Annotated in this window: 20 protein-coding genes; 8 read left to right on the top strand and 12 right to left on the bottom strand. The window is 70.3% G+C overall.

Features of this window, described 5'->3' with window-relative positions; all coding sequences use genetic code 11:
- Positions 1-22: 22 nt before the first annotated feature.
- From ACJ9NR_RS41005 to ACJ9NR_RS40990, 4 genes are all read right to left on the bottom strand, one after another.
- Positions 23-2824 carry a trypsin-like peptidase domain-containing protein gene (locus ACJ9NR_RS41005; RefSeq protein ID WP_412512890.1) on the bottom strand — a complete coding sequence of 934 codons (2802 nt, stop codon included), beginning with the start codon at positions 2822-2824 and terminating at the stop codon, positions 23-25.
- A 21-nt stretch (positions 2825-2845) separates the two neighbouring features.
- Entirely contained in the window at positions 2846-3181 is a 336-nt protein-coding gene (locus ACJ9NR_RS41000; RefSeq protein ID WP_412512889.1) for a trypco2 family protein, read from the bottom strand.
- 202 nt (positions 3182-3383) lie between these two features.
- Complete coding sequence (locus ACJ9NR_RS40995; RefSeq protein ID WP_412512888.1) at positions 3384-3830, bottom strand: hypothetical protein; 447 nt, start codon at positions 3828-3830, stop codon at positions 3384-3386.
- A gap of 67 nt (positions 3831-3897) precedes the next feature.
- Positions 3898-4392: a hypothetical protein gene (locus tag ACJ9NR_RS40990; RefSeq protein WP_412512887.1), complete on the bottom strand. Its 495-nt coding sequence runs from the start codon at positions 4390-4392 to the stop codon at positions 3898-3900.
- A 129-nt stretch (positions 4393-4521) separates the two neighbouring features.
- On the opposite strand from ACJ9NR_RS40990, the gene ACJ9NR_RS40985 reads away from it, so the two are divergent.
- Together ACJ9NR_RS40985 and ACJ9NR_RS40980 are read left to right on the top strand one after the other, a co-directional pair.
- Complete coding sequence (locus ACJ9NR_RS40985) at positions 4522-4809, top strand: hypothetical protein (protein WP_412512886.1); 288 nt, start codon at positions 4522-4524, stop codon at positions 4807-4809.
- An 86-nt stretch (positions 4810-4895) separates the two neighbouring features.
- The gene (locus ACJ9NR_RS40980; protein WP_412512885.1) at positions 4896-5240 is read left to right on the top strand and encodes a hypothetical protein; all 345 of its coding nucleotides are present in this window, start codon (positions 4896-4898) and stop codon (positions 5238-5240) included.
- Between the two features lie 43 nt (positions 5241-5283).
- Here the strand turns inward: ACJ9NR_RS40980 and ACJ9NR_RS40975 are convergent, their stop codons facing one another.
- From ACJ9NR_RS40975 to ACJ9NR_RS40960, 4 genes are all read right to left on the bottom strand, one after another.
- Entirely contained in the window at positions 5284-6657 is a 1374-nt protein-coding gene (locus tag ACJ9NR_RS40975) for a hypothetical protein (protein ID WP_412512884.1), read from the bottom strand.
- Between the two features lie 195 nt (positions 6658-6852).
- Positions 6853-7908, bottom strand: a complete 1056-nt coding sequence (locus ACJ9NR_RS40970) for a fatty acid desaturase (RefSeq protein ID WP_412512883.1) — start codon at positions 7906-7908, stop codon at positions 6853-6855.
- A 152-nt stretch (positions 7909-8060) separates the two neighbouring features.
- Positions 8061-8966, bottom strand: coding sequence for a hypothetical protein (locus ACJ9NR_RS40965; protein ID WP_412512882.1), 906 nt, complete (start codon positions 8964-8966; stop codon positions 8061-8063).
- Positions 8967-9042: 76 nt separating this feature from the next.
- Positions 9043-9807: a GntR family transcriptional regulator gene (locus tag ACJ9NR_RS40960; RefSeq protein ID WP_412512881.1), complete on the bottom strand. Its 765-nt coding sequence runs from the start codon at positions 9805-9807 to the stop codon at positions 9043-9045.
- A gap of 102 nt (positions 9808-9909) precedes the next feature.
- On the opposite strand from ACJ9NR_RS40960, the gene ACJ9NR_RS40955 reads away from it, so the two are divergent.
- The 4 genes from ACJ9NR_RS40955 to ACJ9NR_RS40940 all read left to right on the top strand — a co-directional run bounded on the left by ACJ9NR_RS40955 (position 9910) and on the right by ACJ9NR_RS40940 (position 13821).
- The gene (locus ACJ9NR_RS40955; RefSeq protein WP_412512880.1) at positions 9910-10173 is read left to right on the top strand and encodes a hypothetical protein; all 264 of its coding nucleotides are present in this window, start codon (positions 9910-9912) and stop codon (positions 10171-10173) included.
- A complete protein-coding gene (gene dapF, locus ACJ9NR_RS40950; protein WP_412512879.1) occupies positions 10173-11033 on the top strand; it encodes a diaminopimelate epimerase in 861 nt (286 codons plus the stop codon). Before ACJ9NR_RS40955 ends, dapF begins: the two co-directional genes overlap by 1 nt.
- 496 nt (positions 11034-11529) lie before the next feature.
- Positions 11530-13056, top strand: a complete 1527-nt coding sequence (locus tag ACJ9NR_RS40945; protein WP_412512878.1) for a hypothetical protein — start codon at positions 11530-11532, stop codon at positions 13054-13056.
- A gap of 93 nt (positions 13057-13149) precedes the next feature.
- Complete coding sequence (locus ACJ9NR_RS40940; protein ID WP_412512877.1) at positions 13150-13821, top strand: hypothetical protein; 672 nt, start codon at positions 13150-13152, stop codon at positions 13819-13821.
- Here ACJ9NR_RS40940 and ACJ9NR_RS40935 read toward each other — a convergent pair whose 3' ends face one another.
- The 4 genes from ACJ9NR_RS40935 to ACJ9NR_RS40920 all read right to left on the bottom strand — a co-directional run bounded on the left by ACJ9NR_RS40935 (position 13822) and on the right by ACJ9NR_RS40920 (position 16492).
- Complete coding sequence (locus ACJ9NR_RS40935) at positions 13822-14472, bottom strand: DUF3223 domain-containing protein (RefSeq protein ID WP_412512876.1); 651 nt, start codon at positions 14470-14472, stop codon at positions 13822-13824.
- Positions 14473-14523: 51 nt separating this feature from the next.
- A complete protein-coding gene (locus ACJ9NR_RS40930; RefSeq protein ID WP_412512875.1) occupies positions 14524-15507 on the bottom strand; it encodes a hypothetical protein in 984 nt (327 codons plus the stop codon).
- 101 nt (positions 15508-15608) lie between these two features.
- Positions 15609-16265, bottom strand: a complete 657-nt coding sequence (locus tag ACJ9NR_RS40925; protein WP_412512874.1) for a hypothetical protein — start codon at positions 16263-16265, stop codon at positions 15609-15611.
- A gap of 59 nt (positions 16266-16324) precedes the next feature.
- On the bottom strand, positions 16325-16492 hold the full coding sequence (locus ACJ9NR_RS40920; RefSeq protein WP_412512873.1) for a hypothetical protein: 168 nt from the start codon (positions 16490-16492) through the stop codon (positions 16325-16327).
- Between the two features lie 203 nt (positions 16493-16695).
- Between ACJ9NR_RS40920 and ACJ9NR_RS40915 the strand changes: the two genes are divergently transcribed.
- Complete coding sequence (locus ACJ9NR_RS40915; protein ID WP_412512872.1) at positions 16696-17046, top strand: hypothetical protein; 351 nt, start codon at positions 16696-16698, stop codon at positions 17044-17046.
- The gene (locus ACJ9NR_RS40910; RefSeq protein ID WP_412512871.1) at positions 17043-17999 is read left to right on the top strand and encodes a hypothetical protein; all 957 of its coding nucleotides are present in this window, start codon (positions 17043-17045) and stop codon (positions 17997-17999) included. The genes ACJ9NR_RS40915 and ACJ9NR_RS40910 overlap by 4 nt, the downstream gene beginning before the upstream one ends.
- Positions 18000-18024 lie beyond the last annotated feature (25 nt).

Here is an 18024-nt window from a genome sequence, read left to right as displayed (position 1 = left end):
GATGTAGTACGTCGAGGTCGTACTACGCGTCGGTGAACTGGATCTGACCGAACCAGGCCCGGAAGGCGTACGTGAGCGCGAGCATCCCGGGAGAGAAGAGGCTGGCCCACGCGACCCCCATCACGATGGGGTTGATGTTGGCTCTGTGGACGTCGCTGAACATCAGCCCGAACCCGACGGTCATGAGGAGGACCACGGGCGGGGCGATCAGGATGGCGGGGGCGGCGGGCAGTTGCCGGTGGCCGTAGAAGCTGCCGATGAACAGGTGCGCGCAGATGATCGACGGGGGCAGGAGCCAGAAGGTCGGCTCGCTGGCGTAGGGGGAGAAGTAGGCCACGTTGCCGGTGATGAAGGCCACGCAGGCCAGGTGTCCGAGGGCGACGGTAGTGAGGGCGATCCGGGCGGCCCGGCTCGTGATCGGGTGAACGACCTCGGTGGGCCGGGGTGCGGGCGTGCCGGCGGTGGCCGGGGCGACGGGGGTTCGATCAGGACCGTCGTCCCTGTCGGCCGTCTCCTCCCTATTCCCTTCTTGCTCGTCGTCGGCGTCCTCGTCCTCGTCCTGGTCCCAGTCGAGGTCGTCTTCGTCGGACGCGTCGCCGTCGCCGTCCAGGCCGTCTTCGTCCGGGCCGTCGTCGATTCCCGGTTCCTCTTCGGGCTCGTCCCGTGACGGTTGCTGCTGATCGAGGGAGTCGAAGTAGTCTCCCAGGCCGGTCTCGACCTGGGTGAGGGACGTGCTGACCAGGTTGGTGGCCCAAGTGTGGAGGTCAGGGTCGGCGTCCGGCTGCTGGGCGCGCTCGTCGAGGGCGTCCTGCAGACCGTGCAGCCAGTCCCGTGCGATGTCGGTATCGAGTTCGGCGGCGACCGTTTGGGCCGCGAGGGGCAGGAGCTTGTCGGGTGCGGCGGCGACCGCACGGGCCGCGCCGGCGGCGAGTACGGGCTGTGTGGGGGTGGCGCGGGCGAGGACGGTCAGGGCGCGGTGCTGCTGGTGTTCTTCGAGGTAGGGGTGGGGCAGCAGTCGTTCGATGAACTGCCCGCCGCTGGTGTCCTCGACGTCGGCGACGAGGGCCGCGCCGAGCAGGTCGGGGCCCATGGAGCCCCAGTGGGCTCCGTCGCCGGAGGGGTAGGCGGCGGTGAGGATGTCCTCGTACGCGGCCAGCAGGCGCCGGTCGTTGGGTGCGGCGTCGGGGAAGCCGGCGTGGTGGACGTCGAAGCCGGCGGTGACCGCGGCCTGCGCGTTGTGGAGTTTCGTGGCGCCGGTGACGGTCTGGACGGCGACGAGGGTGCGCATCAGCTTCTCGTCGAAGTGCTCGCCACGTGCTTCGACGATCCGTTTCCAGTAGCTGACCTCGTGGGCGATCAGAACGTCCATGGGGTTGTCGTAGCGGGCGAAGTCGTCGTGGAGGGAGGCAAGGACGTCGGCGAGGGCGGCCATGTGCAGGGAGATCACCGTGTCGTCGGCCGGTTCGGCGGCCGCGGTGAACACGGGGCCGGTGCTGGTGTCGGGGGTGTCCGGGAGCAGGGGAGAGGTGGCCCAGTCGTCGCCGAGGCCGGCGCTTCGCAGCGTGTGGATCCGTTCGGCGAAGGCGTGCTTGGCGGTGTCGAAGGCGTGCTCGGTGGTGGTCTCGGCGAGCGCGTCGGCCGGGTCGACGTCGACGGTGGCGCCGGTGCTCATCACGGCGGTGCCCTGGCGGGCGCGGCGCAGTGAGGGCCACCAGTTGTCGCGGCCGCGTGCCAGGAGCAGGACGCGTACGGGCTGGCTGGTGTCGCGGGCGGCGAGGACGTCGAGGACCTGGTCGACCTGGTCGCGGCGGGTCTCCGCGTAGTCGACGGCCAGGAGCAGCGGGTATTTGCTGGTGGCGAGCATGCGGTAGTGGGGCGGCTGCTGGAGGGGGTTGTCGGCGAGGAAGCCGCCAGTCCATCCACGGGCCGTGGGGCTGCCGGGGCGGGGCTGGCCCAGGCGGTGTATCAGCTCGGTGATCAGCCGGGTCTTGCCGATGCCGGCGATCCCGGTGACGGCGGTGACGTCGGTGGGGCGGCTCGTACGGCACCAGGCTTCGAGGGCGTCGAGCTGCGCCGTCATGCCGGTCAGCGGCACGACGGCGGAACGTGCGTTGAGCAGGTAGGAGGTGGACAGGCGAGGGTCGCGGACGTCGTCGAGGAGGAGGCGAAGGTCGGCGGGCTGCAGCTGGGGGGTCATGCCGGTCACCGCGGTGACGGTGTCGGTGAAGGCGGGAGAGGCGAACAGGCGGGCGGCGGGCATCAAGTGGAGCAGGCCGCCGTGCCGGAAGTCGGAGGCGAAGGTGGCCACCCCGACAAGCCGCTCGTTGCAGAAGGCTCCCGCACCGGACATGCCCTGCCACAACTCGGCCGAGTCCAGGGACGTGTTGGTCAGCTCGAAGCCGTAGTAGCCGCGCCGGGAGGAGGTGGCCGGCTTGATGTTCCCGTCGACGGCCAGGACCTCGTCGACGAACGCGTCCGGGAGTGTGGGGTGCGGTCTGCGCAGGGCCCGGGGGAAGCCGGTCATGGAGCACACCGGCCGCGCGTCCGGATAGTCGCAGGTCAGCTCACCGAAGCGGACGATGGGGAGGCTGGCCCCCAGCACCGTGCGGTCCGTCTGCAGCAGGACGGCGTCCAGGTCCGCGTCCGCCCACGCGATGGTCGCTTCGGCTGCCTGGCCGCGCTTGTCCCGGACGGTGACGGGCTCACGGTCTCCGCCCGGGCAGGCGACGTGGTAGGCAGTCAGGACCAGTCCCGGCGCGACCAGGACGCCCGAACCGAACGTCGGGACACGGGGGTTGATGACTTCGACCGTGCGTACTTCCACCAGGCTGCCCCTGCCCCGGGGCTACATGCCGCGAGGGGGAGCGGGCACCGGGTCCAGACCGCGACCCGTGTCGCCGATGAGTACGTCCCGGCCTGCCGGGCTCGCCTCGACCTGGAGGGTGACGGTCATCCGGTGCGTGGCGGTGCTCGCGCGTTCGCCGCGGGCATCGGCGGAGACGACGAACGCCTTCACCCCGCCGCCAGCCGAGGCGCTCTGCCGCAGTTCGATGCCGAGATCCAGCACGATGTCCTTGACCGTGAACCGGATCGGGGAGCCGTCCCCGTCCTGCTGCGCGGCCGCCAGCCCGGCGCGAACCGCCTTGATGGCCTCCGACAGCTCGGTGGGCTCTAACCCCATGTGTCCCCCTGATCACTAGGCCTGGTGGCCAGTCTGACGGGTGGCTCTCGGTCACGGAAGACGGTCTTGCGCCGAAGATCACCGCGCTGAACAGCAGGTCGACGAGGGGCAGGACGGGGACACCCGGTGGGCGAGGTGCCATGGACGGCCCCGCCCATCAGGCGTACCCCAGGGCGGGGCCGTCAGCGTTCAGGGCGGGCGTTTACCGCATCGCGGCGTAGTCCTGCGGTGCCTTGCGGAGGATCTCGACCATCTCGGCCTCGGTCAGTTTCCGGAAGGCCATCGCGGAGGAGTTCGCGATCTTCCGGAACAGGACGTCGGCGGGAATCGGCGGCAGGTCGGCGAAGAGCGGGTGATCCTCTGTGTCGGCGCCTTCGCAGAAGTCGCGGTGCAGCAGCCACACCGTCTCGGCGAACATGGGGTAGCTGGTCTCGTGCTTGCTCCACAGGCACCGCAGCGCGTCGCCGCCGAAGTCCCGGTTGATGAAGCCCCAGACGTACGACTTCTCGGCCGTCTTGTCCGGGTACTTGTCGTCGTTCAGGTATCGGACCCATTCGTTCAGGAGGTCCCAGCGCAGCGCGCTGACGATCACCCCGGTCGGTGCCTCGCTCGGTCGTAAGCCGGTGGCCAACTCATCATTGAAGGTCATCCGGCGACGGTAGCGAGAAGCACCGCCAGACCGCCACGACGCCCACGCGCCACCACGCGCCTCAGAGCTAGGCGGCGTGCCCGGGATTCGCGGCCGCGTCGTCGTTGCCTGCGGCCGCGGCAGCGACCTGATCGCGGACGTAGTCGGCCAGGGACCGCACCGTTGACGCATCGGGGAGCTCCCCGTGGCAGAAGCGCAGGTCGAGCCCTTCTTCCTTGAGGTCCCGCAGGGTGGTGAGTACTTCGATGTGGCTGAGGAGCCTCGTGCAGGCCTCGTCGGAGAGGACGGCCTCCACTGCGATCCCGGGAAGATGGCCGGCTGTCTCCTTCAGCTCCGCCGGGCCGAGCACCAGGCGGTGACCGTCCTGCAGGTGAGCGAACCAGGTGGGTGCCGGAGCGGCGCCGAGCTCGTCGAGATTGACGCCGGCGGCGGCGAGGGCTGAGCGTACGCGGTCGACCCGGGCGAGGAGGGCAGCGTCGGCCACCACCGGGGAAGCCGGGGCCGGATGCGGAGCGGGCAGAGCCGCTGCGCGGGGGCGACGGCGGCGGAGCTTGTCGAACATGCCCCGATCATGCCGTTGTGGTCGCGCCCAGGCCACTCTGTACGGTCCTGACCTGGTGTGATGGTGCCCACTGGCGGGCTGTCTGATTGTCGTCATCAGTGCTGGTCGGCATCTGCCAGGATGGAGGGCATGGCGGGAGATACGAAGACGCACGACGAACGCCTCCGGGATCTGGAGGCATCGGCGTTCCGTACGGGGCGAACCCTGGCCGAGCATGGGGAGCAGCTCGGAGAGATCCGCGAGCAGCAGACCACCGCGTTCGGGAACATCGACTCGCTCGCCAACGCCATCGGAGCTCCCGGGGACCGCACGATCGCTCAGAGGCTCGATGGCATCGAGGAGCAGCTGGGTGGCATGCAGCGCGTGTTGTTCGCTCTGGCCCGAGCTCAGGGCATCGACCCCGACGCTCCGGCCTGATCCTGGCACGTCCACTCCGTAGCGGCCGGTTGAGATGGAATGCGGCTGGGGAGCTGGTGGGTGTGTCATCGGCGGAGGGGACGAACGTGACCGCGGACAAGGAGCGCATCGGCTGGTCCGGCAAGGCGTGGCGTGCATGGGAGTCGCTGCGTGGCCGGGGCTGCTGGTATGTCGTGTTCTGGCCGAAGGGCGAACCGTACGACGACGAGACAGCGGTGGTGCTCCGTCGTGAGCGGTACCGGTGGCAGGCTTCCCGCTGGGTGCGGGACTTCGCTGGGGGTCTTCGTACGCCGATCCTGGTCACGCCGCACGACCAGGATCCGCAGTACGCGTCCCGGCGGCCGCTCTACCCCTACCCTGACAACCCTCTGAGGATGGACGACCAGCGCGTGGGCCCCATGCCCGGCAAGCCCGACGCCCCAGGAGCCTGAGACGGAGTCCCTCCGTAAGGGAGGCGTCCGCCTCCAGCGTTTGTCAGCTGGGCCGCCGGGAGCGGCGCACCTTCCGCAGCCACCGCCCCAGAGCCGAGTCACGGCCATCCTCCCCAAGCGCCGGGGGAGGGAAGGGCGGAAGTGGAGGAAGCGGGGGCTGTGCGGGACGCGGTGGCAGCGGGCCGGGCTCTGCTGCGGGCTCGACGGGATCCTTCGGACCGCGCTGTGACGCCTCCTGATGCTCCGGCTCCGGAGACGGTGCGGGTGGAGACGGCGGCGCGGGAGGTTCAGGCTCCGGCTCCGGCTTGGGAGGTACGGCGCGGGTTGGTTGTTGGGCCGGGCCGGCGGCATATCCGCCAAGAATGATCTCGGCCAGGTCTGGATGTTCAGTGCGGGGCGGCGGCGCGGCCGGGGCGGCGCGGTTGGCGCTACGGCCGGGTTCCGGCTTCGGTCGGTGGGGGCGGGGGATGGGTTTGGGGAGATCCACTGTGGTGCCGTCGGTGTCCCAACGGGCCGCTTGCCAGGGCTCGTTCACCCACAGCTGCAACTCGATCCAGCCCTTCCTCAGTGCCCGTGCCGGGTCGTCGGGGAAGAGCTTCCAGTAGCCGTATCCGAGGACCTGTCCCGACCTGGTGGTGGCGCCGATCCAGTCGGGCCGGTGGGAGCGCACGGCGACCTTCAGCTTTACCGGTTTGCCGTCGATGCGGACGGGGTTGCGCGCCACGTACATGACCACGTACGAGTCGTGGCTCTCGCCGACCGCATCCGCTGTGCTGACGGGTCCCCATACCGCGCGGGGGATCGTTTCGGCGGTGCCGTCGAGGAGCGCCTGGGCGAGCTGGTCGGCGTCGGCCCGGCCGCGGCAGAAGTCGTTCCATTCGATGTTGCGCGTGCCGTTCGGGGCGACGGCGGCGAACTCCGCGGCCACCTCGGGGGCCTGGTCGAAGTCCTGCAGGATCTGCACGATGCGGCGGGCTGAGGCGATTGCCTTCCCGGCCTGCTTGCTCGTCGCCCGCGGCCCCGATCCGCCCGTACGGCCGGGGCGGGCGGGCCCGCCCGGCTGGCCCTTGCCCTTCCCGCTCGTTCCAAGGTGGTCGAGCGGCGGGCAGAGCAGCCGCCACTGGCCGGCACGCCGCACCACAGTGCCGGCCGAGTTGTCGACGAGATTCTTGCCCCGCTGGTCGAGGTCGTACTTGCAGTCCGGCGTGTGCGGTTCGATCTTGAAAAAGTGGGAGGTGCGACCATCCGGGTCGTCGGCGTTGCCATGCCGGGCGCCCACTCGCGTTCCGCAGCCCCCGCACTTGAGGGGGATCACGTAGCGCGGATGCGGCTGGCGGTCGATCTCAGACGGCTCGTAGTCGTCACCCCGGGCGTCCTTGACCCACGGAATGCGCACCCCACGCTTCTTCTTCGCCACGCCAATCTCCCCACCAGCAGCTCACCTTGTGGTGCTCTCTCCTCGATCTTCCCCCCACCAGCCGGATCTGCTCGTCGACTTGGGCCCGGCCAGCACGATGCCGCAGGCCTCGACGGAGGTGCAGGCCAGTCGCTGCAGACATACGAGTGGCTCCGAACCGCGTGGTACGGGTTCGGAGCCACTCGTACGCCCGCTCTACGCAGTTGGGGTCCGGGTCGGCCCTGCCGCCGACAGGGGAGTGACGGCTGTGCCGTCGGCGAGGGCTGCACGGTGTCGGCGGGCGACCGAGTCGGCGCCCACCAGCAGCGCCCCCGGGGTGAAGTGCGGTGCGGCAAGGCGGAGGTCGAGCGCGGGCAGGTAGTTCCAACGGACGGCGGGGTGGGCGGAGTGCGCGTAGTGGTACAGGTCGCCGTACGGGAGCCAGGTGGAGGCGGCGATGGCGGCCAGTGCGCGGTTACGCGGATACAGGCGCAGGCAGCGACCGGCCTCGACTTCGGCGGGGCTGCCAGTGCGGTGGTCAGGATCGAACCAGGTGTGCTCCACCAGCAAGCTCAGCCAGGCGAGTTGCGGGTAGAGAAGCAGCCGCGGAACGAGGAGTCCGAACAGCAGGGCGGGCCAGCCCCCGGCCAGGTACGCGGCCGCGGCGAGAGCGGCCGGGACGGCGGCGCGGTGCCAGGCGCCCGGGCCGCGCAGGCCCGCCGCGATCCCGGCGACGGTGGAGTAGATGCCGCGCGGCGTGAGCGGGTGGATCAGCGCGGCCGCGAACTGGGGGCCGGTGGTGCCGGGGCGCAGGCCGGCTCGGCGGAGTTCGGCGAGGTTGGGATCGCTGTCCAGGGTGGCGTTGGGGTGGTGGTCGCGGACGTGACGGCGGCGGCGCACGGCGACGGGCCCGAGCGCGAGGGGGTGGTGGACGAAGGCTTCTGCGAGGAGCCGGTTGGCGCGGCCGGTCCGGGCGAGGACGCCGTGGACGGCGAAGTGGCTGATCTCCTGCAGGTGGCGGAACTGCACGGCGATGCCGGCCGCCGCGGCCGCGGTCAGGAGCGGCCCGTGGGCGGCGAGCATCCACCAGCCGATGACCTGCACCCACTGTCCCGTCAGCAGCAGGAGCGGCGTGAGGTTGCTGGCGCGGGTGCGCTGGAGGGCTATCAGCTCGGCGACGTCGGCGGCTTGGGGCCGGTCGCGGGCGAAGTGCACTCGGTCGGCCTGGCGGAGTACGACGCCGGCGGTGACCACAGCTAAGGCGAGCAGCATGACGTTCCCCGTGCGGACATGGGGCGGGCAGATCCCCGCCGATCGTCACGCACGGTACATCTAGTGAACTAGCTTTGGAGAGGTGCCCCACAGCGAAACGGCCTCCACCCCGGGCGGGGCGGAGGCCGTGCGGTGATCGGTGTTCGGTTGGGTTAGAGGGCGTCGACGGCGCGCGTGGCGCGCGCCTCGTCCCAGGAGCCGGCGTCCAGCATGGGCCGGGCGGTGCCCTCGTACGCCTGCAGGACGCGGGGTGCAGAGTCGGCGCCGGTACCCCAGACGCCTTCGAAGCGAGTGCGCCAGCGGTCGATGCCCTTGAAGTACACCGAGGAGCGGCCCTTGGTGTAGTCGGCGTCGCCCTGCTCTTCCTCGACCAGGACGGCGGCGCCGGCGAAGACGACGTAGTCGACAGCCTCATCCGCGCGCAGACGGTCGCGTACGGCGAGACCGCAGGTGACGCCGATGTCGCGGTGCCGGCCGATGAGCTCCAGGAGGGCCGACGCGAAGTCCTGCTTGAGCAGATCGTCGCGGTAGGCGATGAAGAGGCGGTTGATGGTGCCGCCAGCCTCGGTGAAGCGGCGGTTGGCAGCGAAGTACTCGCGGCGCAGATTCAGCAGCTGGGGGTTGGTGGTCAGGTCGGCGGCGAGGATCCGCTGCGGCTCGGAGTGCGCGTCGGTCAGGGTGGTGACCAGCAGCGCGGACAGGCGGGGGACCTCGCTGGCGTAGACGCGCAGGTGTCCGTCGGCGATCTCCCCGTAGTCGGATATGAGCTCGCGCTCGAGGTGGGCACGGACCAGGTCGTAGTACTGGGCGTCGTCCATGGCCTTGAGATTATTGGCCCGGCGCAGGTGGATGTAGGCCCGGCGCGTCCACAAATGACCGGCGGCCAGCACCAGGATGAGCACGCCCTGGACGACGAGCAGGACCTTGAGGTTGACGCGGTCGACGGCCCAGCCGATCACCGGTGTGACCAGTCCGGCGATGCCGATCACGGCGCCGAGCACGGGTGAGCCGAGCGCATTGGTGATCCTCGTCAGCGGGTCGCGCCGCTGGTCCGGCATGAAGGTCCTCCCCCTTTCGGCGGCCGCGGGGCCGCACCGTGTGTCCTGCCCGGCCAGCCCATGCGGCCGGGCGCTGTCAGGTGCCCGGCACGGCCAGGGCGAAGTCGTACTCGATGTCCCAACTCCCGGCCGGGACAAGGATGTCGGCGGTCTCCACCGCACGTCCGGTGGTGTCGTAGTAGGTGCGCTCGATGAGCGTGGCCTGCGCCCCGGTCGCGATGCCCAGCAGGTGGGCCTGCTCGCGGTCGGCCTGAACCGGGCGCGGCCGCTCGACGACCCGGGCAACGGTGATCCCCAGGTGCGCCATGCGCGCGACGACGCCCGCCCCGGCGAGGGGGCCGCCCTCCGGCAGGACGACCACGGTGCCGCCGGTGATCGCCATCGGCTCCCAGCTGGTCGCCAACATCACCGGATGCCGGTCGGTGAGGAACTCGTAGACGGTGCGCACGCACAGGTCGCCCGCCGGGATGCCGAGTCGGTCGGCGACGGCCGGGGGTGCAGGGACCTTGGCGGTGGAGTCCGCTTCCCAGGTGCCGGTGAACCCGGCCGGAGCGATCCCGGCCCGCCCCTCACCTGGGGGTGCGGTGCGGTGGAGGGTGCGGCGTACGGCGGGGGTGCGGACGTAGGTGCCCGAGCCGGCCCGGCCCTCCAGGAGGCCTTCGGAGATCAGCAGTTCCTGAGCACGGCGTACGACGTTCTCGCCGACGCCGCCGAGCTCGGCGCCGAGCTCGCCACGGGAGGGCAGTCGGTCGCCCGGGCTCCACGTGCCGTCGGCAATGCGGTCCCGCATGGCGGCCGCAACCTGCAGATACGGCGCGCCTGCTGAGCTGGAGTCAGCCATCGCTCCCCTCGGGCGCGTTGATCACCAGTACGCATTGACAACCTAGTCCACCAGCTGAAAGCTAGTTAACTAGAAGTGCTTTCTGTGATTTCTGTTGATCGAATGCGAGCCGACGTGGACCACGACCGCCCGAAGGCCGCGATCGACACCATCACCGCGCAGTTCGCCGCCCTCACCGGCACCGAGCCCCGCGTCATCCACGAGCCCGGGGCCATCCGCATCGAAACCGACGTCACCGAGACCGCGCAGCTCCACTGGGAGCAGCTGCTTGCCGTCCTCGACCTGGGCACCACCTTCGGGCTCAGCGACACCGATACCGGCCAGATCGCCTGGCTGCGCCTCGACGAAGGAGAAACCTTCCGCTGATGTCCGCCCGCGTCGCGCGTCCCGCCCAGCAGCCCTTCGCCAAAGGACACGGAGCCGGCAACGACTTCATCGTCCTGCCCGACCCCGACGGCCGCCTCACCCTGTCCGCCGCCGACGTGGTGAGCCTGTGCGACCGCCGCACCGGCATCGGCGCCGACGGCGTCCTGCGCGCCGTACGCTCCGCAGCCGACCCCGAAGCCGCCGCCATGGCCTCGGACACCGAATGGTTCATGGACTACCGCAACGCCGACGGCACCCCCGGGCAGATGTGCGGCAACGGCATCCGCGTCCTGGCCCGCTACCTCGTCGACGCCGGACACATCCAGCCCGGCACCCTCACCCTCGCCACCCGCTCCGGCCTGCGCACCGTGCACGTCGCGCACCGCACCGCGGACTACGACGGACCGGTCACCGTCGACATGGGACGGCCCCGCCTGCCCGGCCCGCCAGGCATCACCGTCTCCGCCGGCGCGCACTCTTGGCCGGCACTCCACGTCGACATGGGCAACCCCCACGCCGTCGCCTTCGTCGACGACCTCCGCCACCCCGGCGACCTCAGCTCGCCGCCCAACGTCACCCCGCCCGACGCCTACCCCCACGGCGTCACGGTCGAGTTCGTCGTCCGCCGCGGACCATACGACCTCGCCCTGCGCGTCCACGAACGCGGCGTCGGAGAAACCCGTGCCTGCGGAACCGGTGCCTGCGCCGCAGTCGCCGCCACCCTGCACACCGGAGCTCCAGCCGGCATCTACACCGTCGGCATGCCCGGCGGACAACTCCGCGTAGACGCCCTCGCTGACGGTTCCATGGAACTGACCGGTCCCGCCGCGATCGTCGCGTCCGGCACCGTACGCCTGTAGCCCGACGCGTCACCCCCGGCCGCCGTAGCCATCGCAGCAACACGTCGACCTCATAGGCCAGTTCAGCCAGCAGCTCGACAGCTGTCCAGCACGTGCTCCGTCTTCAGCCCGCTCACCAGCACCTCGTGACCCGCGCGGCCGGTGAACGAGTGGCAGTCCGGCCACGGGCTCCGGGGCCGCTTCGAGCCCGGAAAACCAATGTGATGATCTTGTCGGGTGAGCGATGAGCAGAAATCTGAAGTCCGGCGGGGTCGGCTGACCCGCTTCCTTACGCGACTGCGGAAAGAGGACCCGGCTCGTCCTCACCGCAGGCGGAGGCTGTCCTTGGCGGAAGCCGCCGAACGCGCTGCTGCCGATCTGGAGGGACGGTAGGCCCACGGTCTTTGACAAGGTACTTCTGAGCTGCACGAGAATGATCCACCGTGCGAGTCGGCGATCAGCGGGACCGCGGCACAGACGCGCCGATGGCGGCCGGGAGTAAGGGAGGGACGCGGAAGTGACAGCTCCGTGCCTTGACGAGGCCCTGCAGGTGGGCGACTACCTTCCGGTGGCCACGTACCGGGTGACGCCCGAGGACCATCGGCCCGGGGAGGGGTACGCGCGCATCGAGTGGCTGGAGCACATCCACGCCCCCTCCTTCTTCGACCCCGACTCCACGGACCTGTACACCAAGATGGCGGACACCCTCGTTGCCGTGTGCTGCCAAGGGCTCCCCGGACCGGTACTGCTTCGGCCGGGCGACCACCGGGTGCTCACCGAGGTGGACCCTGAGCGCCTCGCCTGGGACGCCGCACACCCCACCTGGTCGACCAACGCTCCGGTGTTCGTCGGCGGCCGGGTGCCGCAGGAAGTGCACTGGGGCCGAGGCGACCTTGCCGGCCCGGCCGGTGCGGTTCCCAAGAAGGCCGGTGTGCCGCCGGCCCGCCGGGCAGCCTTCTTCACTAAGCCGGCCAGCGCCCTGCGCGTCGGGGACTATCTGCAGACGCACGTGCGGTTCCCGGAACACGACATGGGGATCGACGAGGGCTACCAGCGCGTCGAGTGGATCGGCCATCTCACCGGCGAGCAGCTCGCCGGCCTCCTCACCGATCCCGCGTGGGCGAACGGCACCATCACCCTGGTCACCGTCCATGGGCTGGGCGGCATGCTCGTGCTGCCGGAGAAGGATGTCCACGTCCTGGTCCAGCCCAACGTCGAGCGCGCCGGCTCGGACAAGGAAGAGATCTGGCACGGCGGACCCCACTTCGAACTGGTCGGCGTCGTCGACCCCGACCCCGACGTCCAGCACGCCAAGGACGCCGACTACCGGCCTGTCGCACCCGACGACGAAGCCGACCTGTATCCCACCGTCTTCTCCACCCCCGAGAGCCGAACCCTCCACCTCGAAGGCGTCACCGCCGTGCGCGCGGTGCCGGCCGCCGCACTGCCCTGGCCACACGGCCTGTTCAAGTGCGAGTACGCCCAGCGCGGCAAGCGCATCGCGCGTACCTATCCCGGAGGGCACCACGAGAACCAGACCGCCCACGCCGAACTGTTCGCCGAACTCACCGAGAAAGAGTTCGCCGCCTGCCCCTACCACCAGGGCGACTGGCAGGCCATCGCCGAGGCCACGCTGGCCTACACCGAGGTCGACGAGGATGCAGAACCCGAACGGGCCGGCGAGCTCTACGAGATGGAGCACCTCAGCCCCCGGGACCGCGAGTGGGCCCAGGCCATGGTCGCCGACCACATCTGGTGGGATGAGGGAGACACCTCGCTCACCAACGGCCAGCACCGCCTGTGCGCGATGCGAGCGGCCGGCGTCGTACGCGTGCCGGTCTACGGCCGCCACCTCCCCGGCAACCAGCTCCCCGACGCGACGGACGCGCAGGAACACGCCCGCAGGACCGTCGAGACCTACTGGATCGGACGCCTCACCGAGCTGTGGGGATCAGGTCCGTGGACGGACCGCCTTGGCCCGCTCCTCGCGCGCCACCGGATTCTCCGGTGGGCGCTGCCGCGCCCGGACCGGCGACCGGAGTAACCGGCGGCGGATCATGCGGCGGCCGCGACCGGAGAAGTGCCTGCGCTCATTAATCGCTCCCATACCGGTGTCCGGGACTCCAAGATGTTCCTCATGACGAGTCGTAGCGTGTTCTCCCGTTCGCAACCGAGCCCGTGGACCGACAACTACGCGGTCCTCGGCGGGCGGCCCACCTCTTCCACTGGGGCCGCGCCTGAGCTGGAGACCGACGCGGAGCTCGCGTTCGCGTTCCGTACGGCCGCCGACCTTCTGGCCGAACGCTGGTACGACAACCGCGAGGACGACTCCCTGGTTCTGGTCGTGCTGTACAACTACCGCCACGCCCTCGAACTGGGGCTCAAGGTGGTGCTGCGCGCCCTGGTCGACAGCATCATGTTCGAAGTCGCGCCGGGGGAAGCGCCGCCCGAGGTCGTGGAGAAGGTCGGCAAGAAGCTCGCCCATACCCATCAGCTCAGCGTTTTGTCCGACTATCTCGTCCAGCTCGTGCCGATGTTTCGGATGCGCCTTCAGGGCGACGTCACCTCGCTGTGCGACGAGGTCCACGCCCTGGATCCGAGCGGGCAGGCACTGCGATACAGCATGGTCAAAGGACAGGGCGGGACGACGGTGCCGGCCCGCCCCGATCCCCTCTACGTCGACGTCCCGGAGTTCGCTCGCCGGGCAGGCGAGGCTTACACCGCGCTGGACGTTCTTCTTGATCAGATCACCAACGTGCAGGACTGGCAGGTGAATCTGGGTCCCGACTACGCGCGGGAGCGAACCTAGTCATCTGCGGGGACGGCGCAGGTTCTCCTGGGAGGACAGCAGCGCGAGGACCGCGTGCTCCTGGTGGTACTCGCGCCACCGCTCGGCCAGTTGGCGGTCGGCGAACTGGCCTCGTCCCGGGTTGCTCGACGTGGTCAGTTCGATCGCGTCCCATCCGCCGGCGTCTGCGGCGAACGCCTCGGCGAGATCCACGAATGACGGGCCCCGGTAGTAGCTGACGTGGGTGTCGGTGATGTCCAGCGTTTTCCCTGATTCGTCCGAGACCAGGGTGTTGGCCTCCGCACGGGACGTGAGGTAGGCGGTCGCATTGACCTCGGCTTCGACGCGCATCGCGGCCAAGACCTGCTGGCGGTAGCTCGGGGGCTTCAGGCAGGCCAGGTAGGAGAAGTCGATCCGGGTGCCGTCGGTACGGATCACCTCGAAGCCCGGGTAGGGGCCCTTGAGCGGTGGCGCGATCGCGAAGGCCTCCACGCCCACGCCGATCTTCGCGTCGGCCTCTTCGTGCAGGTCGAGGAGGTCCAGCAGGAGCAGGTGATCCTCCTCCTTGTCCACGATGCTGCCCACGCTGTAGCCGTACAGGACATCGCGGACAGCTTCCTGCGCCGCCTTCTTCGACGGGTACTCCCGGGATCCGATCCAGAACTTGGGCAACGGGTCCTCTCCTCTTCTGTGTGGGGCAGTGCTGCCCGTCCGCGCTCGGGTCTATTCGGTCTCGACGAGCTGGCCCGACGGGTTGACCCGGCACTGGAAGAGGTGGAAGGGGCCGCCGCGTTCGGACAAGGCGGTGGGGTGAGCGGTGAGCTGCAGGACCCGCTCGCGGTAGCGCCAGCCGTTCCCGTACTGCGCCTGCCGCACGCCGGCGGGGTTGGTCTCCCATTCGGCCAGGTGCTGGACCAGGGCCTCGAGCGTCGCGGCGTCCTGGGCCGTCGTGCTGGGGGAGTCGGGCGCCTCGTTCAGGACGGCGACGATGGTGTGTACGGTCTGGGCGCTGAGCCAGGTGGCCGGGTTGGCGTCGGCGGCGCTGGTCCGCAGCCGCACCAGGGTGTTCTCCAGCGGATCTGCTGTCCACGGCTTGCTGGTGGCGAGGGCCGGCTCCTCGGTCAGCCAGTGCAGCAGGACGGCGCACTCGTGGCCGTTGAGGCCGAGCCCTTCCACGCCGGCGAGCAGGGCGTGGAAGGCGCGCAGCAGGACGTCGCGGCGGCGCGGCTGCTGGCGGCGCTGAACCAGGCAGTGCCAGCACAGCCATCCGATCGGCACGTACGGGAGGTCCTCCGTGAACGGCGGGCGGCCGATCAACTCGCCCACGCTGTAGCCGTCGCCGCACAGTGCGCACGTGCCCGGCGCGCTCGCTCCCTTCACCGACCTGGGCCGGGGCAGCCGGCCGATGCCTCCCGGCCGGTCGACCCGGGTGACCCGCCGCAGGCGAGCGCGGTAGACGCGCCGGCCTTCCTGCTCGCAGATGCGGAGCTCCCGGAGAACCTCTCGCAGGTCGTGGTCGTCGGCGTCGTCGAGCCGGGGCAAGTTCAGCAGCTTGAGGACCCGCCCGTACAGGGTCTGAGGATCCTCGCCGACGGCCGCGGACAGCGCGTCGACGGCCTGGGCCGTCTGCTCACGGATTGCCGCCCCGGCCAGGGCGTCCGTCTCCTGGTCGCGGGGGAGGACGTGCTCGACGCCGAACAGGGTCATCTGGGGTGGGTCCGTCTCTCTCCGCGGGATCGTTCCCCGCACACCCTGCACCCGCCGCGGTGCCACCCCTGGGTGCCGTCACTCGATCGACGGATCCGGCGTCACCCGATTGGCTCAACCCGGGGCGAGGGCACGGAGTCGGCAGGTCCCGGTGCCACTCCGGTGCGGGTTCGCCAGTCGGAGTTCAGCTCGAAGACCATCCGGGCGATGTTCAGCCCGGTCTCGAAGGGCATGTCGTAGAAGCGCTCTCGATAGTGCGGCCTCCGGTGGACCATTCCGCCGATGTTCAGCGCGACGTGTTCCAGCGGCTGGGCATCGTCCACACCGGGCGACGCCCAGCCGGCCAGCAGTCCGTAGCCGTGAGGTTCCGCAGCCCTGCAATGCTCCACCACACGGTTGATCAAGTCGGTTGTGCGTCCGAACATGCAGTACTGGCGCGCTCCTTGGAACTCCAGGACGTAGATCCGGGCTGCTCGCGGGCGATCGGCTTCGACGTAGCCGGCCAGCTGCTGCTGGACACAGTCCTGGGCCAGGTGGCTGGCTTCCGGCAAGGGCGCCTGAGGGTACTCGGGCAGGGTGCCGGCGCGAAGTTCCGCCCGGGCCATCTCCACGAGGTCGGGCACATGCGGATGGATGGGCGGGAGCACCGGCGTGGTGAGCCGCACCCGCCGGAAGTCAACATCCAGTTCCAACGAGCCGCGATAGCCGGGCTCCCTGGGTCCGAACAGGACCTCCATAACGTTCTGAGCCTCAGTCACGAGGCCAGCATGTCGCAGGGATCTGACACGGACGCGCCGTCGTCTGCAGAGGAACCCGGTCAGTTCGAGGGGGCGTTGTCCGGCTTGTCGCCGTCGGCCGGCGGCGAGGTGGCCTTTCGCGGCCGGCCGCGGGGCTTTTCGGCAGGCCAGTGTTCCTTGAGCTGTTCCAGGAAGCCGTCCGGATCGGCGACCAGTGCGTTGAGGCACGCCACGACGAAGCCCTGCATCTCTTGGTTCCGTGCGCTCAGCGCCTGCGTGGCCTGCGCTTTGAGGGTGGCGTCGGGACGGACGTTCAGGACTGGGTCTCTGTGCCGGTCGCGTCGCTGAGGGGGCATACCAAGAACCTTTCCATAAGTGGCTTGCCACTTTCAAGGTATGGCGCTACCTTAGAAAGTGGCAAGCCACTTATTGGATGTGGAGGAACCTGCCCGTGAAGATCAGCGAACGCAGCAACCCCGCCCGCTACCAGGCCGCCCTGATCAGCGCGGCGCTCCGCTCGGGAGTCGCCCACGACGCGCCCGACGCCGACCTCGACCAGGCCGCCACCGCGGCGGGCCTGCGGCCCCCGGCGATCGCCGAATCGCGCGAGACCGTGCGCTACGCGCTGGAGTGCCCGGTGGACTTCATGGACGTCACCGACAGCCCGGACGCCGTCGTCGGCGGCAACGACATCGGGCAGGCCGTGTTCGACGCCGCCAGCGAGCTCCGCCCGCTGGTCGTCTTCGACGGCGATGGCCGCCCGGTCGTGATGGTGCCGCAGCGCGTTGAGGAGTCGGCGTGAGCGCCGGCGTCAGCCAGGCCGCCGGGGAGCGCGAGATCGCGTTCGCCCCGGCGTTCCCGGACGACCTGAAGGTGGAGACGGGCATCGGCTACCTCCAGCCGGGCGGCCTGGTCGTGCACACCGGCTGGTCCCGCCCGCACGACGGCGCCCCGAACGAGCGGAGCCAGATCCCCGCCTACGAGGGCAGCAGCGTCCAGTGCTGGAACATCTCCACGCCGGACGGATACCGCGCGAGCCGCTTCCCGTACCTGACCCGCCCGGACGCGGCCGCGGCGGCGGCGCGCATCGTGGCCGGCCTGCCCGGCGGGCTGTGGCCGTCCGGCGCCGACACCGCGGTGCTGCTGCCGCTCGCCCTGGAGGCATCCGGCATGCCGGACATGCTGCCCCTCACCCACAAGGGCAAGCTCAACTGGGGCTCCGGGCTCGGGGGTGACCTCGCCGACTTCTGGATGCCCGACACCCGGGCCGCGTACGAGCGGATGATCGAGGCCCACGGGCGGATCCCGAAGAACTGCCAGGCGTGTGCCAAGAGGGTGCGCGCGCAAAAGCGCCTCGGCTGGCTGCCCCGGACCAGTCACTGGCCCCAGTGGTCGGTGCAGGGCCACCGCGGACAGCTCGTCCGTCCGCACTGCTACTGCACCGCCTGCATGCGCATGGACGTGACCATGGGGACGTTCGGGCCGGGCGTCGACCAGGACGGCGAGACCGTCCCGGGCTCCATGGCCATCTACCCCTACAGCGCCGTCCCGGGCGTGGTCGACCCCGACATGGATCGCGGCGAGCGGCCCTTCGCCTGGTTCGCCTACTTCCTCAGCGAGGGCGGGTGCGTCGTCATCGACGAGCGCCCCAGCGTGAGGCTGTGGCCGGTGGGCGTACGGCACGACGACGCGCTGTTCTGCGAGACCGGAGTAACCGGAGAGTTCGGCGTCGACGCCGCCGCTGCTGACTCGTAGCACGGATCACGAAATTCGAGCGGCG

This window comes from Streptomyces sediminimaris (genome assembly GCF_047049295.1).
Lineage (GTDB): Bacteria > Actinomycetota > Actinomycetes > Streptomycetales > Streptomycetaceae > Streptomyces > Streptomyces sediminimaris.
Note: the sequence above shows the minus strand (reverse complement) of the source record. Positions and strands in the feature narration are given on the sequence as shown.

Bases quoted from the DNA above. Each gene is read 5' to 3' on its own strand.
- ACJ9NR_RS41000 (WP_412512889.1), bottom strand. From the start codon at position 3,181: ATGGGGTTAGAGCCCACCGAGCTGTCGGAGGCCATCAAGGCGGTTCGC.
- ACJ9NR_RS40995 (WP_412512888.1), bottom strand. From the start codon at position 3,830: ATGACCTTCAATGATGAGTTGGCCACCGGCTTACGACCGAGCGAGGCA.
- ACJ9NR_RS40990 (WP_412512887.1), bottom strand. From the start codon at position 4,392: ATGTTCGACAAGCTCCGCCGCCGTCGCCCCCGCGCAGCGGCTCTGCCC.
- ACJ9NR_RS40985 (WP_412512886.1), top strand. From the start codon at position 4,522: ATGGCGGGAGATACGAAGACGCACGACGAACGCCTCCGGGATCTGGAG.
- ACJ9NR_RS40970 (WP_412512883.1), bottom strand. From the start codon at position 7,908: ATGCTGCTCGCCTTAGCTGTGGTCACCGCCGGCGTCGTACTCCGCCAG.
- ACJ9NR_RS40965 (WP_412512882.1), bottom strand. From the start codon at position 8,966: ATGCCGGACCAGCGGCGCGACCCGCTGACGAGGATCACCAATGCGCTC.
- ACJ9NR_RS40960 (WP_412512881.1), bottom strand. From the start codon at position 9,807: ATGGCTGACTCCAGCTCAGCAGGCGCGCCGTATCTGCAGGTTGCGGCC.
- ACJ9NR_RS40955 (WP_412512880.1), top strand. From the start codon at position 9,910: ATGCGAGCCGACGTGGACCACGACCGCCCGAAGGCCGCGATCGACACC.
- dapF (WP_412512879.1), top strand. From the start codon at position 10,173: ATGTCCGCCCGCGTCGCGCGTCCCGCCCAGCAGCCCTTCGCCAAAGGA.
- ACJ9NR_RS40940 (WP_412512877.1), top strand. From the start codon at position 13,150: ATGACGAGTCGTAGCGTGTTCTCCCGTTCGCAACCGAGCCCGTGGACC.
- ACJ9NR_RS40930 (WP_412512875.1), bottom strand. From the start codon at position 15,507: ATGACCCTGTTCGGCGTCGAGCACGTCCTCCCCCGCGACCAGGAGACG.
- ACJ9NR_RS40920 (WP_412512873.1), bottom strand. From the start codon at position 16,492: ATGCAGGGCTTCGTCGTGGCGTGCCTCAACGCACTGGTCGCCGATCCG.